The following is a 13,769-nucleotide window of genomic DNA, read 5'->3' as shown; positions in this document are numbered from 1 at the left end:
TATAAACAATTTGGTGCAAAAAGGGTAGTATATAGCAGGGCACTCCACGGTGTTGGAATAGAACGAACTTATCGGGACATATAACTGTTAATATATAGTTTTGATAAAATTTTAAAGTAAAGCGTAATGATGAACAAGATGATGCCTAATACAGTAATTACAGCTGCACATCTGGCGCAGGCCATGAACTATACCCAGTACCGGGAATTAATTGACACACTGCTGGCCGAGAACAAAACCACGGGCACGGACCATTCTGAAGCCATGGTAGACTACACCCGCATGAACGCCCAGCGCATGCGCCGCGTCGAGAAAACCACGGAGCTGGACGATGAACTGGTAGAACTGATGCTGCGCGTACAGAACAAGATGATCTGGGTGATCGTGACGGAGGCCTGGTGCGGTGATGCCGCCCAAACATTGCCTGCCATTGTGAAGATAGCAGATGCCTCACCGCTGATTGACGTGAAGCTTTTGCTGCGCGACGAGCACCCGGAGGTGATAGACGCCTACCTGACCAACGGGGGCCGCTCCATACCGAAGCTAATCGTGCTCGACGCTGAAACGATGGAAGAGATCGGCACATGGGGACCAAGGCCGGCAGCCGCCCAGGAGCTGTTCATGGACATGAAAGCCCGGAACGTGCCTTACAATGAATTTGTAGAGAAGCTGCACGGCTGGTATGGCAAAGACCGCAGCAAAGCACTGTTGCAGGAGTTCAAACAGCTGATCCCGCAATGGGGCCGTCTGCAGCCAATCGAAGAGCAGCCAATGGAACGACTCTAAAAGTGCGTTTCATGAAAAAGCGGCGACCTTAGATAAAGGCCGCCGCTTTTTTTATACCTGTCTGATTCGGTCTTAGCGGGTTTTAGCTCGCAGGATCAGGTTGACTTGTTTGATCTTGTCGCCTACCTCCAGTTGGTGCACCACGTCCATCCCTTCTACTACCTTTGCAAAAATGGTATAGCGGCCATCCAGGTGCGGGGTGGGTGAGTGGGTGATAAACCATTGATTGCTCTCGGTGTCTTTTCCGGCAGAGGCCATGCCTACATAGCCTTCGCGGTAGTGCAGCGGAGCGAACTCAGAGCGGATAGAATAATCGGAGCTGCCCCAGCCGTCACCGCGCTTGTCGCCGCCCTGTGCCACAAAATTCGGTACCACACGGTGGAAGTACAGCCCGTCAAAAAACTGCTTGTTTACCAACTCCACAAAGTTAGCCACCGAGCCTGGGGCATCCTCCACAAAAAGCTCCAGTGTTATCGTTCCTTTCTCGGTTTCGATCACCACCTGCTGGTTGGGGTGCAGGGTCTGCACCAGTTTCCAGTCGATGGGGTGGGTAAATGGATTTTTGGGGGTTTCAGATTGCTCTTTCCCACTCAGGTAATCTATGGTTTTCTGCAATTCAATGTTGGTTTCCATGTCGCGGGGCAGCACAAGTTTCTGCTGCGCCTCGGTCAGGAAGGTGTGGTCGCGGTATACCTCCCGGAAGTTGAGTTTGGGGTTGCGGATCACACCCGCTGCCAGACCTGCCAGCGACACATCGCCGGAGGCTATACCTTGTTTAAAGATGTCGGCAAAGTTCTGCTCCATGGTTTTCGGGAAGTCTCCCTGCTGACGCATGGCGGTGAGCGCTTCCATGCCATACGTGCTGATGACAGGCTGCGACGACGCGGCGAAAGTTTCTTTGGCGATGAACTGGTAGTTGTTGTAGTCGGCGGAGAGGGCCTTGAGCAAGTGTGCTTTGTCGTATGGGTTGTCGGTGCTAAGGTATAGCTGCTGGTATTCCTGGCTCAGTTTGGCCTTGTCGGGGCTGTTGCGCAAGATCACCCAGATCAGACCGGCCCGCACCCGGCCGTCTTCCACTTGGGCAAGGGCTTTACGGAGTGTGTTGCTGTCCGCGCCGGCATAGTTGGCCTGCAGAAATTCTGTTGTGGCCACTGCCGTATTAATATTTTGATCGGTCAGGCCTGCCAGGATGGCCTTATCAATTTCCTCAAACTCAAGGCCTGCCATAGAGCGGATCGCACTCAGTCGCACGCGGTAATCGGGGTCGCTTTGCACGATACCGGAGAGCAAAGAAGCTTTATCACGGGCATTTACTTTGGCGAAAGCCTGTGCCACCGCCATGCGCACATCCGCCGATTCATCAGAAGTCACCACTGTAGTCAACTGCTGACGGTAAGGCGACAGGTCGAGCTTAGGGGTGCGGGCTAACTGGTGGGCAGCTGCCAGGCGCACCTCATACAATTTGCTGTCAGTCAGCCACTGCACAGCTTGTTTCACGGCCTGTGAGCTGCTGATTTGCCGCAAGCCCGCCCGGTACAATCCCCAGGCCTGGCCCGCCTGCGCGGTTTCGTTGGCCGCCTGGTAGTTTACCAGAAAGTTTAGCCCGCCGTTGTCAGCCAGTTTGCCGAGCGCCTCCAACACTTCCGCCTGCACTGCGGGGCGCTGCTCATGTTGCAGGTGCCGGATCATGGCCTGCTGGGCTTTCTTGTGCCCGATCTGGCCCAAAGCATAAGCCGAAGCTGTCCGGATCGCAGCGCTGGTGTCCGACAGTGAGGTCAGCAGCTGGGGTATGGCCAATGTGTCTTGTACCGAGGCAAATGCAAGTGCTGCCTCCCGGCGGTATTGCGGTTTCGGATGATTCAGGAAATTTAGGAGCTTAACCGTTTTGCGCTCGTCCTGCAAGGTATAGAGCTCGCGCAGGGTGGCGTCCGAAAACTTGTTGATGTGCTGCGATGTAGTATCGTTAGTCGCTGTCAAACTCTGCTGGGGCTGTTGACGGCAGGCTGCAAAGGCGGCAAGCGCAAATAGGAAGGTATAGCTTTTTTTCATCGTGTAGGCTTATGCGCTTCAATATACTAAATGCCTGTAATATCGCCCCGTTAAAATGTTTTGCCGTCAATTTGTTTGGCAGCTTTATAATTTTTAGTATATTGAATTCTTGAATATATATTTTTACGATGCAGCACACCAGCGTTAGCATACGTTTGTTCTCCAAACCCTATGGCATCAGGTCGCAGGTGGAGCGTCTGCTATTTGTACTTGCCCTGCTTTCTGTGGGTTTGCATGGTTGGCTTTTGTATCAGCTTATCGCTGTGCGGGACTTTCACTCCGCCATGACCTTCCTATACCTGTTTAGTCTATTGCCTTTCTCGCTTTTCATGGTCTCTGTGTGGCTCGACCACAATCCGGATTACCAGCGCCATCTGAGTATAACGGATTTTGGCGTGCGGTACCGACTGGGCTTTATGCAGCGGGAGCACGATTTTGAATGGGAAGAAGTCGAGCGCATGGTCATCAGCAGCCACGCACTTGGGTTTGAGCTCAAGAACGGAGAGCAGCACGCCGTTGCACTGGATACGGTGAACCATGCCAGAAAACTGCAGCGCATCCGGGACGAACTAGCGCAGATTGCAGCTGCAAAGGGTATAGCAATTGAAATAACACAAAACTAACCCTATGTATGTAAACCTCTACCCACACAAAGAGCTTAAAAAGACAAAGCAGATTCTGCTCTGGACAGGCATCCTGCTATTCTGCGGTGGTCTATCTGCCCTGGTCGTTGAGTTCATTGCCCGCGAAGAGATCCGGTGGGTTTGGACAAGCGGCGCCTTGATAGTAGGTGCAGTTGGTGCATTGGGTTTTGCCGTGGGGGCTGGCTATATTCAATTGAAGGATGCTTACTTTTCCATGACGCCGGAGCGCATCGCCTACCGGCTCACTTTGTATGGCCCTGAGCACACAATCTACTGGGACTCCATTGACAGCATACAGGCAACCGAGCATACCCTGGTATTTGACCTGAAAGACAGCAGGCAAATGATCATGCGGCTAGGGCATATCCAGAGTCCCGGAATTGCAAACCATGTGAGTGTTAGTATGCAGCTAGCCGCTATACAGCAGCAGGTTGAAGTAAACCAGGTACCTGCAAGCGCACAGGGCGTCAGGTCGTAGCTTTTATTTTCCTTACGGTCGTCGCATATAAGACTACTTCTTTTATACCTATTGGAGCAGGACTTTCTTCTTTCCCTGAGTCCCCTCAAAAGCCCGCATCTCTATACCTCTGTCGGCTATACCTGACTACTTTCCCTGTCCCTTAAACTGATTCCACGCTTGTCCAAATTCTCACTTATACTACCTAAATCAACTTCTTATAAATTGTATTTAATTTATTTTTAATAAAACAAACCAATTGTGTAGTACGGCCGTATTTTAAATTAATATTATTTGTAATTATTATTATATATTCTTTTAATATTTTTCGTTGCTGCCTGTTCGGTTCGTCTTGCTGTAGGTCTTCTATTCAATACAGTTTCCATGTACATCAGTCTTTATACAGCTCGACAATTGCGTAGGATCAAAGACCGGCTGCTTTGGTTGGGACTGTTTTTGGCTAGCGGGGGAGGATCAGCGCTAGTTTACAATCTTGTACTACGGGAAGATGCCCGCTGGCTATGGGGGATGGCAGCTTTCATAATTGTTCTGGTAGGGCTATACCTGCTGGCACTCAGCACAGATAAAATACCGCTCAAAAATAGCTTTGTGGACATATCACCTGATAAGATCTCCTACAGGCTCAACTTTTACGGCAAAGCATACAGCCTGGACTGGAGCGGCATCGCAGCCATGCATTTTAGCGACCACTGTGTGCTTTTCGACATAAGGGGCGGTTACCAGCGATCTCTGCTCCTCTCTGATATCGAGAGTCACAACAAGGCCAGCCAGGTGGCATTGGGCTTACAACTGGCCGCGCTGGAGCATAACATTACCGTCAATGGCGTCCGGTTTAATGTACCTGGTCCTGCCACGGGTTTGTAAGTCCCCTGTTTCTCCTCTCGTTCACACTGCGCCCGTCTTAAACCCGCGATAGCGCTCTCTTTCTCCTTTCTAATTTTCTTGTTTCAGGGATGCCTGGCGGCTATACTGCCCGTTACTGCGCTGCTTTCTTCCTTAGGCCGCTGGGCCAAGTGAGTGGTTTTAGTAATATGTATTTAAAAAGTATGATTAATTAATTTTTTAATATATATTTTTATTTTAATATTGCAATATATAATCTTCTCTCACCTTAAACAACCAGCTAATGAAATTAAGATTCTATGCAGCTTTAATCAGTGCCATGATGCTTTTCTCATTTGCCAGCTTCGCCAAAGCTGACCTGAAGTCTGATAAGTATGAGAAATCGACCAAAGCAAAGAAACAGGGAGTATCCGGTAACAAAACAGCTGCGAATTTTTCGTTTAAGTCTTCGGCGTACCAAAAAGATGGCCTGGTGAAAAAGAAGCGTTACAAAAAAGGCAGCTGCCCTGTCTTCGACTAATTTACAAGTCACCTTTCTATAACAAATTGAAGGCAGTCTGGAGGCTACTTATATTTTTAAATTGAAATCATACTTGACAACCAATTATAAGCACTTCAGCAACTAAATTACATACAGGCAGGTCTGCTGGGTTATAGTTTTGGAGCAATTGTTTTCGGAACTTGCGGCTTTAAACCGACTATGGCCGAACTGAAAACACGTGTGTATGGACTTCAATTTGGATTGCTGTGCCTGAGCTCTTTTCTTTTCTTTGCAAGCTTCAACATGATCATCCCGGAGCTGCCCAACTACATCACGCAGCTGGGCGGCGCTGAGTACAAAGGACTGATCATTTCCCTCTTTACGCTAACGGCTGGCCTGTCGAGGCCCTTTAGCGGGCAGTTGGCCGACAAGATGGGGCGTATACCTGTCATGCTGATCGGGGGAACTGTCTGTATCCTTTGCGGTTTCCTATACCCTATTACCGGCAGTGTGGCGGCATTTCTGCTGCTGCGTCTGGTGCACGGCTTCTCGACTGGGTTTACGCCAACCGGCACGGCTGCTTATGTAGCCGATATCATCCCGACGGAGCGCAGGGGCGAGGCGACCGGACTATTGGGTTTGGCCGGCAGTCTCGGTATGGCAGCAGGGCCGGCTATGGGAGCCTCTATCGCCAACAGTTTCTCGCTGGAAGCCATGTTCTATTCCTCTTCCGCCGCTGCTTTTTTATCAGTTGCCGTGGTGGCCCGCATGCACGAAACGCTGGACAACCCAAAGCGCTTCCGGATGGGACTGCTCAAAATATCCCGCAAAGAGATCTTCGAGCCCCGCGTGCTCAACCCTTCCATCGTCATGATGCTCACGGTGGTTTCCTTCGGCATCATCCTCACGATCATTCCCGATTTCAGTGAGCACCTGGGCATTCAGAACAAAGGCCTCTTCTTTACCAGTTTCACGCTTTCCTCGCTGGCGATCCGTTTTCTAGCCGGCCGGGCCTCCGATAAGTTTGGCCGCATTCGGGTGCTCAAGGTCAGTTCAGGGCTGTTGGTAGTCGCGATGGGCTTGATCGGCGGGGCTGACACGGCGACAGAACTGTTGCTAGCGGCGGCGGTGTTCGGTGTGGCGGTGGGCATGAACTCCCCCACGGTTTTTGCCTGGACCATCGACCTGAGTCACCCGGAGCGCCGGGGGCGGGCGATGGCCACTATGTACATTGCCATGGAGGCAGGTATAGGTTTCGGCGCCCTGGCCTCCGGCTGGATCTATGCCAACGACCCTTCCCGGTTTAGCCTGGTGTTTTGGACAGGCGGCGTGTTTGCCCTGCTCGGGTTCCTATACCTCAATTTGGTAGTGAAAGACCAGAAAAAGTAAATGGGTTATCATTTTGTAGGTATAGCTTATACCTACTATATAAGGTAGAGGCCTCCCACCAAAGGAGGTTTCTTTTTTTTGTGCCGCCAAATCACTGGCGACAATATTTCATGCAAGAGGTAGACAGAGGGTATTGCTTGGCCGTATAGCTATCTGTTGTGTAGACTGCAATAAAACTTTTGCCAGGACGAGTTGTTTCACCATCATCATGACCGCAATCAGCCAAGCTTTTATTGACCACCTGACAGCTGTGCATCAGCAGGCCCGCCATGTAGTGCCCCATTCCATGAGCTGTGCCTTTTTGGAAGGCGTGCTGCAGTTGCTCTTTCCATCGCTTTCAGAACGCTCTTTCAGCTCCCGATCCGAAGTAGAAGCCTATGCGATGATGTTGCACTCCGATCTGGAGAAGATACTGTTCAGAATAGAAGAGCGCCTTCCCGGTAAACCCCACGAGATAGCGGACGCCTACTTTGAAGCACTGCCTGGCCTGCAGCAGCAGCTCAACGATGACGCTGCTGCCATCGAGGCAGGCGATCCGGCTGCTGTAAACGTAGACGAGGTGATCCGGACGTATACCGGCTTTTTCGCCGTGGCCGTATACAGGCTGGCGCACCAGTTTTGCCGCATGGGTGTGCCCTTGCTGCCGCGCGTGCTCGCTACCTACGCGCACACCAGAACAGGTATAGACATCCATCCAAGGGCCAACATAGGCGCTCGCTTCTGCATAGACCACGGCACCGGCATCGTGATCGGGGAGACGGCCGATATCGGAAACAATGTGAAGATATACCAGGGAGTGACGTTGGGAGCGCTCAGCGTCGAAAAATCTATGGCCAATGTGAAGCGGCACCCAACCATTGAGGACAATGTGATCATCTATGCCGGCGCCACCATATTGGGCGGCAAGACGGTGGTGGGACACGACAGCATCATAGGAGGAAATGTATGGCTGACCGAAAGTGTTCCCTCTTTTGCCAGGGTATATCACCGTCCGCAGATAAAAGTGAGTTATTATGAAGATAGAACTGATGTTCTGAATTTTTCAATCTAAAAAGATACGCATATGAAAGCGCATAGCATACTGGAAACCATAGGCAGAACGCCCCATGTAAAGATCAACCGCATGTTTAAAGACAAAGCGGAAGTGTGGATGAAACTGGAGCGCGCAAACCCGGGCGGCAGCATCAAAGACCGCATCGCCCTGGCCATGATCGAGGACGCTGAGACAAAGGGCATTCTTAAAAAGGAAAGCGTGATCATTGAGCCAACCTCCGGCAACACCGGCGTGGGACTGGCTATGGTTGCCGCTGTAAAAGGCTATCACCTCATCCTGGTGATGCCGGAGTCCATGTCCATAGAGCGGCGCAGGCTGATGACGGCCTATGGAGCCAAGCTGGAACTGACACCACGCGAAAAGGGCATGAAAGGTGCCATTGAGCGTGCCCGCGAAATGCTCGAAGAACACGACTCCTCATGGATGCCCATGCAGTTTGACAACGAGGCCAACACGCAGGTGCACATCGAAACCACAGCACAGGAGATTCTGGCCGACTTTCCGGAAGGATTCGATTACCTGATCACCGGGGTGGGTACCGGCGGGCATATAACAGGTGTGGCCAAGGTGCTGAAGCGGCATTTCCCTAACCTAAAGGTATACGCAGTAGAGCCTTCCGCATCGCCGGTACTGAGCGGTGGCCAGCCGGGGCCGCACCCGATACAAGGTATAGGCGCCGGGTTTGTACCCGTTATAATGGATACCAGCCTGCTGGATGGCGTGGTACAGGTGGCAGCCGACGATGCCTATGACTATGCCAGACGAGCAGCTATGGAAGAAGGGATATTTGTGGGTGTGTCGTCGGGCGCGTCTTTGGCGGCTGTGCAGCAGAAGCTGGACGAAGAGATTCCGGATGGGGCACGGGTACTGACCTTCTGCTACGACACGGGCGAGCGCTATTTATCGGTAGAGGGGCTTTTTGTGTAGGGTATCTTCTAAAAAGCGCTGCCTGCTGCATTCTGCAACAGGCAGCGCTTTTTCTATTTAGGCAGCCAGTAGTTCCTGGATGTCCTCGTTCAGTGATTCTTTCACTTTCTGCAGCTGGCCATCGGTCATGGTGCGTTGCAGGGCTTGGAACACAGCCCGGAAAGCCGCCGTGATTTCTTCGTCCTGCTGAAAATCATTGTCTGCGGCAAAAGCGTTTTTGTTTCGGATGTAATTGATCCAGTCGTTTGCATCCCGGATTTTCACAGGTACCTTATTCAGGTCATAATGATCAAAGTAGACACCTTTCCAGAAAACGGGAAGTTGGGCAGCGAATTGTATGGCATCGTATACAGGCATTCTATCCCGTACAGATTGCAGCACAGCCCTGAAAATACGGCCGGCCTTGTTAAGATCCTCCGTCTGTAGCTCTGCTGCTACATCCTTCAGCAGCAATGCTGCGTCCTTGGTACTGTCTTCAAAAATAAATGGCATTGATCCTCCCTTCTTTAAGCGTTACGTCCTATATGTTACGGGCAGTAGGGGGGCATGTTCCGTTATACCTGTTTTCTCAGGTATAACTGTTCAGGATGTACAAATATAAAAAAACGAATCGCTGCATCGTTATAATTAACTACTGAATGATGCTATCGAAGCCTAAGGAGCATAAAATATGTAATTCTCTGAAACAGAATTATGTTAAGAAAATTATAGTGGATTTAGTATAAAATAATCTATATATTGTACCGGCAAAGATGCATCACATAGTATGAATACGCAAGTCTCCTCGGTAGCACATTCGATTTTTAACAACAAAGGCGCATTTGCGTTATTGCTCGGCTCTGGAGTGGCCGGAAGTGCTGGTATACCTGGCGATAAGGAAATAGCCTCTGATCTGATCAGGCAGATAGCTGTTCTGGAAAATGCGAAGTGTGAGCCGAATCCGGAGAAGTGGTTTTTCGAGCGGTTTGGAGAAAAGCCGGGCTATGCAAGCCTGCTGGAGCCGCTTGCCAACACCGAGACGGAGCGGCACAATCTGTTACGAAGGTACTTCGAGCCCAGTGAGGCTGAGTTGGAGCAGGGGCTGAAAAAACCAACGTCTGCTCATCAAACAATTGCCCGCCTGGTCAGCAAAGGATATGTACGGGTTATCCTGACGACTTCCCTGGACAGGCTGATGGAAAACGCCCTGAGGTGCATCGGCATAGAGCCTGTGGTGATCAGCAGCCCCAGCCATATCGTTAACTCCCTACCAATCGTGCATGCCCGCGTTACAGTCATCAAGATCAACGGAGACTACATTGATTCCAGCTTCCTGAATATAAAGAGCGAGGCAGACAAGTATGAGGAACGCCTTTCGGAGCTGCTGCGCTATGTGTCGGATAACTTCGGACTGATCACCTGCGGCTGGTCAGCCGAAAGTGACCGCGTGCTGAAGGAGGCGCTGGAGACCTCCAACAAATTCAGGTTCTCCAACTACTTCACTTACTCAGACCAGCTCGGAAACGAATTGGAGGAACTGGCCTACATCAGACGGGGAAAGGCTGTAAACGTGACGAACCCCGACTTGTTTTTCAAAGAACTGCAGGAGAAAGTGGAGACCCTTGAAAGTGCCAGGCCGTCCAACCTTTCAAAATCACAGATGGCAGTAATCAGCCTGAAGAAGTATATTGTGCAGGACGACCAGATCATATCGTTGCATGATCTGGTCAGGGGCGAAGCTGATCGGCTAAATGATAACTTTAATGCGCTGCCGGTTAACGGTATACCTGCCAAAGAAGAAATAAAGGCTCGGGTAAATTACTACTTCCATCAGTGCAATACGCTATGCGGACTGTTTGTGAACGGCGTTTATTGGGGCAGAGAACAGCACCATCCCATCTGGCTCAATAGCCTGGCCTGTTTTACGTCCGAAAAAGAGCGGGAAAGTGAGAGTGGCGTATGGCATGACCTGGAAACGCTGCCTGGCCTCATCTTCCTCTACAGTATTGGACTTGCCAGCGTCCTTAAGAAAGATTACAGGTTACTGTCGAAGATGTTTTCCATGACAGCGCACGTCAGGTATGGGGAGGCACCTATTCTGGATCACGTCCATGTTGCGAAGGTACTCGATTATGACACGTTGCGGGAAGCGATGGGAAACAGGCAGTTGGTGCCTATGTCCGAATTGCTGTTCTCGGAACTGAAGCCAATCTTCAGCTCCTTCCTTCCACACGATAGAGATTATGAAAACCTGTTCGACAGGTTCGAATACCTGCTGGCTTTGTCGCACACCAAGATAATGGGTAAAGGCAGGACTCCTGTCGGCCGATTCGGATATAGAGTGAAACAAAACGGCATCAAGCACCCCTTCGAACAGATCGCTACTGAGCTAGGAAACCACACGGAAGGCAACAGCCTGTTCTCGCCCTCCTTATTTGTCGATATCACTGACCTCAAGCATACCGAGAAGAAGTTTAAGGAATATTTTGACAAGCTTTCGGGGTATTATTTTTAGATGCTATTATAAGGCTTCAGGATTATTGAACGCAGATATTTGTAGCCAAAGTGTAAAAGCAAAAAGTATTAGACCTATAATCAATCTTGTTCTACCAAGCCGCCTTGATTCTGCAATCTCCGCTTCGCTTAGAGGTTCGTAACCTGTTATCACCTCTCTGTAGCCATTCAATCTTTGTCCTGTCTTATACCTTCTGTCTGATACATATACACCTTCCTGACCATAGATAGGTCTAGTCTTGGCATTGTATCGTTTATATGCCTTATAAAAGCAGTATATAGTAGGCAAATAGAAAGCGAAACCGAGTACTAGTGTACCAATAAAGATAAAATAGGAGGACCCTTGAGTTGACCCTAACACAGGCTTTTCTGAGCCTTGATATGTTGCAGAGGGTTGAGATAGTGACCCACCGCCTGAGCTTATTTTTTCTCTGTACGATAGTCCCGTCCCGGGTATCCCCATATTAGCATAAGCACCTCGATTGCCTATGTTGACACTTGCACCTCGTCTGCCGATTGTGGTGCTGACGCCGGATTTGCTGAAGTTGAGGCGAATACCTGGGACCACCTTAACACTCTTTCTGAACCTGAAACCCATCAGCATCTACAATTAGTCCTGTCCACGTATTCTTTGTTGCCGCTGCTGTTTTTATAATAGCATCCGCCTTGAGTTCCTTTATATAACGTATTGCCATTATAGCTTCCGCAGGAGGGGTCGGCGCTGCTATCGCCTCCGCATGACATTAACAGGCCGAAGCAGAATGTAGCTGTAAGCGTAAGTTTGTAGAGTTGTTTCATTGAGGAGTTTATGAAGGGTTATAGTTACATGTAGAATGCAACTTATTGCTATTTGCGCTTTACGTAGGTTTTGTTCCCGTTTTTATTGATGTAGTACTTCCCACCTCGGGGGCCCGTATGGATGGTTCTGCTTGGGGTGTAACTGCTGCTAGAAGAGCTATTAGTAGCTTTGTATGTAGAATTATTAGACTGCTTAACAGCAGGTGCTGCTTCTTTTGTAAGCAGCTTCTTGAAAGCATCTACGTCGGGGGTGCTGCCGATATACAATTCATTAACATACCCTATATGTTTACCTTTCTTTATAAGCCAATAGCCTTCAATGTAATCGGTAAGTAATACAGAGTCTCCCTTCTCGAGAGTGGATATGGAGGCTTCTATTGGATTGGGTTTAGATCGTAACTGTCCCGTCATTTTGATGGCAGCTGGGATGCTTAAGCCGCCATTTTTACCATAAGAAGCTAACAATTGTTGCTTTCCTTCCTGATACGCTAACTGCTCTTTTACTAAAGTGAGTGAGTCTGTTTTCTGGCGCACCTCCTGCTCTAAACGTGTCGCAGTTTGTTGAAGCCACTTGATGTCCTGAGGTAATTCCTTAATTTGGCTGTAAGCCATGCATGCAGACAGCAAGGTTAAAAGAAGGGTTGTTAGAAGTGTTTTCATGAGTTATCTATAGACTTATAAAGTTTTTAGAAGATATGGCTTATGTTGTTTTATCAGTTTGCCTCTACCGTTATAAAGGCACTGCTGGTAACGTCAATAGTCCGGAGATACTCTCTTCTCTCGACTACTTCTCTGAGCTTATCCAGATACTTCACTCTTTCTTGGCCAAGTACTTCTGTATTGTGTATTTTAACTGCAGTACCAGTCATGCAAACCATCAGCATGCCCTTATCACCACCAACCTCAGCGTAGTCTATATCGGCGCCGATAACCGCGTTACCCCCTAGCCGGATACACTTCAATCGAAGTTGTGTTAGGCAAAGATTCTCTCCATTGCTGATCTTGCTGTTATATGCTCCTGACTGTATACCGAAGAAATCCGTAAGGCTTGACTTGAATTCCGAAAACACACCGGTGCCGGTAGTAGACTGCCCCGTTACCATGTCAAGCACATTGTATTCCCACTTATGAGGGGACTGAAGAGAAATGACTGGCACGCAATCTATGATAGATTCAATAGTCTTGTCCAAAGCGTTGCGCTCAACAAAGAATTTCCCCTTTGAGACATCGTACAGTTTTTGTGCGCATTTCTCACAGTACTGTTCATGGCTTAGTCCAGAGTACTCATTGATAATCGGGATAAATTTTTTGCTTACCAGTTTGTTAGTGCCTAGTAGGCCTCCGGTCTTAAGTTTAGAGTCGCAATTTGGGCACTCGGTTAAGGTTTGTGCAGTTTGCTCCATATGACAAGGTAGATGTTTGGGGTGCTATAGTGTTCTTTTCAAAAGGTGAGCATCACCTGTACCGAGAAGGCTGACAGGCATAGGAGGCGTTGCGCCTTTTTAAGTCTGCATAACCGCAATCTATAATAATATTAGAATATATCAGTAAAAAATACTGATAATTTGTGACGCTTATGGCAGAGGACAAATTAATTTGCCGGTGGAGGGTAGGATGTAGAGTAACTAATAGTTTTCGATGGATCCGAAGGAACGGGAATAGAAGCTACTTACATGCAAATCGTATGCACAAAAAAAGGCCTTTATGAATTTTATTTCATAAAGGCCTTTTTATCAGTGTGGAGAATATCGGAGTCGAACCGATGACCTCTTGCATGCCATGCAAGCGCTCTAGCCAGCTGAGCTAATCCCCCGTTTGAGTGTCACA

At 49.3% G+C, this 13,769-nt stretch carries 14 protein-coding genes and 1 tRNA gene; 9 read left to right on the top strand and 6 right to left on the bottom strand.

Annotated elements, in window-relative coordinates:
• The first annotated feature begins 126 nt into the window (after window positions 1-126).
• Complete coding sequence (locus AC4QZR_RS11950; RefSeq protein ID WP_494481124.1) at window positions 127-786, top strand: thioredoxin family protein; 660 nt, start codon at window positions 127-129, stop codon at window positions 784-786.
• Between the two features lie 72 nt (window positions 787-858).
• On the opposite strand, the gene AC4QZR_RS11945 is transcribed toward AC4QZR_RS11950, so the two are convergent.
• On the bottom strand, window positions 859-2,835 hold the full coding sequence (locus AC4QZR_RS11945) for a peptidylprolyl isomerase (protein ID WP_494481123.1): 1,977 nt from the start codon (window positions 2,833-2,835) through the stop codon (window positions 859-861).
• A gap of 128 nt (window positions 2,836-2,963) precedes the next feature.
• Between AC4QZR_RS11945 and AC4QZR_RS11940 the strand changes: the two genes are divergently transcribed.
• The 7 genes from AC4QZR_RS11940 to cysK all read left to right on the top strand — a co-directional run bounded on the left by AC4QZR_RS11940 (window position 2,964) and on the right by cysK (window position 8,651).
• Window positions 2,964-3,458: a hypothetical protein gene (locus AC4QZR_RS11940; RefSeq protein WP_494481122.1), complete on the top strand. Its 495-nt coding sequence runs from the start codon at window positions 2,964-2,966 to the stop codon at window positions 3,456-3,458.
• A gap of 4 nt (window positions 3,459-3,462) precedes the next feature.
• Entirely contained in the window at window positions 3,463-3,957 is a 495-nt protein-coding gene (locus tag AC4QZR_RS11935; RefSeq protein WP_494481121.1) for a hypothetical protein, read from the top strand.
• Window positions 3,958-4,464: 507 nt separating this feature from the next.
• Window positions 4,465-4,821 (top strand): hypothetical protein, encoded by a 357-nt coding sequence (locus AC4QZR_RS11930; RefSeq protein ID WP_494481120.1) that lies wholly within the window; start codon window positions 4,465-4,467, stop codon window positions 4,819-4,821.
• Between the two features lie 262 nt (window positions 4,822-5,083).
• Complete coding sequence (locus tag AC4QZR_RS11925; RefSeq protein ID WP_494481119.1) at window positions 5,084-5,320, top strand: hypothetical protein; 237 nt, start codon at window positions 5,084-5,086, stop codon at window positions 5,318-5,320.
• 180 nt (window positions 5,321-5,500) lie between these two features.
• Entirely contained in the window at window positions 5,501-6,670 is a 1,170-nt protein-coding gene (locus AC4QZR_RS11920; protein ID WP_494481118.1) for an MFS transporter, read from the top strand.
• Between the two features lie 208 nt (window positions 6,671-6,878).
• Window positions 6,879-7,721: a serine O-acetyltransferase gene (locus AC4QZR_RS11915; RefSeq protein ID WP_494481117.1), complete on the top strand. Its 843-nt coding sequence runs from the start codon at window positions 6,879-6,881 to the stop codon at window positions 7,719-7,721.
• Window positions 7,722-7,733: 12 nt separating this feature from the next.
• A complete protein-coding gene (gene cysK, locus AC4QZR_RS11910; protein ID WP_253402441.1) occupies window positions 7,734-8,651 on the top strand; it encodes a cysteine synthase A in 918 nt (305 codons plus the stop codon).
• A 57-nt stretch (window positions 8,652-8,708) separates the two neighbouring features.
• Here cysK and AC4QZR_RS11905 read toward each other — a convergent pair whose 3' ends face one another.
• Window positions 8,709-9,143 (bottom strand): DUF2267 domain-containing protein, encoded by a 435-nt coding sequence (locus AC4QZR_RS11905; RefSeq protein ID WP_494481116.1) that lies wholly within the window; start codon window positions 9,141-9,143, stop codon window positions 8,709-8,711.
• A 274-nt stretch (window positions 9,144-9,417) separates the two neighbouring features.
• Between AC4QZR_RS11905 and AC4QZR_RS11900 the strand changes: the two genes are divergently transcribed.
• Window positions 9,418-11,145: an SIR2 family protein gene (locus AC4QZR_RS11900; RefSeq protein ID WP_494481115.1), complete on the top strand. Its 1,728-nt coding sequence runs from the start codon at window positions 9,418-9,420 to the stop codon at window positions 11,143-11,145.
• 6 nt (window positions 11,146-11,151) lie between these two features.
• Here the strand turns inward: AC4QZR_RS11900 and AC4QZR_RS11895 are convergent, their stop codons facing one another.
• The 4 genes from AC4QZR_RS11895 to AC4QZR_RS11880 form a co-directional block, all read right to left on the bottom strand.
• Window positions 11,152-11,742: a DUF4236 domain-containing protein gene (locus AC4QZR_RS11895; protein ID WP_494481261.1), complete on the bottom strand. Its 591-nt coding sequence runs from the start codon at window positions 11,740-11,742 to the stop codon at window positions 11,152-11,154.
• A gap of 248 nt (window positions 11,743-11,990) precedes the next feature.
• Complete coding sequence (locus tag AC4QZR_RS11890; protein WP_494481114.1) at window positions 11,991-12,602, bottom strand: hypothetical protein; 612 nt, start codon at window positions 12,600-12,602, stop codon at window positions 11,991-11,993.
• A 53-nt stretch (window positions 12,603-12,655) separates the two neighbouring features.
• Window positions 12,656-13,345 (bottom strand): YbjQ family protein, encoded by a 690-nt coding sequence (locus AC4QZR_RS11885; RefSeq protein ID WP_494481113.1) that lies wholly within the window; start codon window positions 13,343-13,345, stop codon window positions 12,656-12,658.
• Window positions 13,346-13,681: 336 nt separating this feature from the next.
• Window positions 13,682-13,755 (bottom strand) — tRNA-Ala (locus tag AC4QZR_RS11880).
• Window positions 13,756-13,769 lie beyond the last annotated feature (14 nt).

This window comes from Pontibacter sp. YIM B11418, from assembly GCF_059278805.1.
Note: the sequence above shows the minus strand (reverse complement) of the source record. Positions and strands in the feature narration are given on the sequence as shown.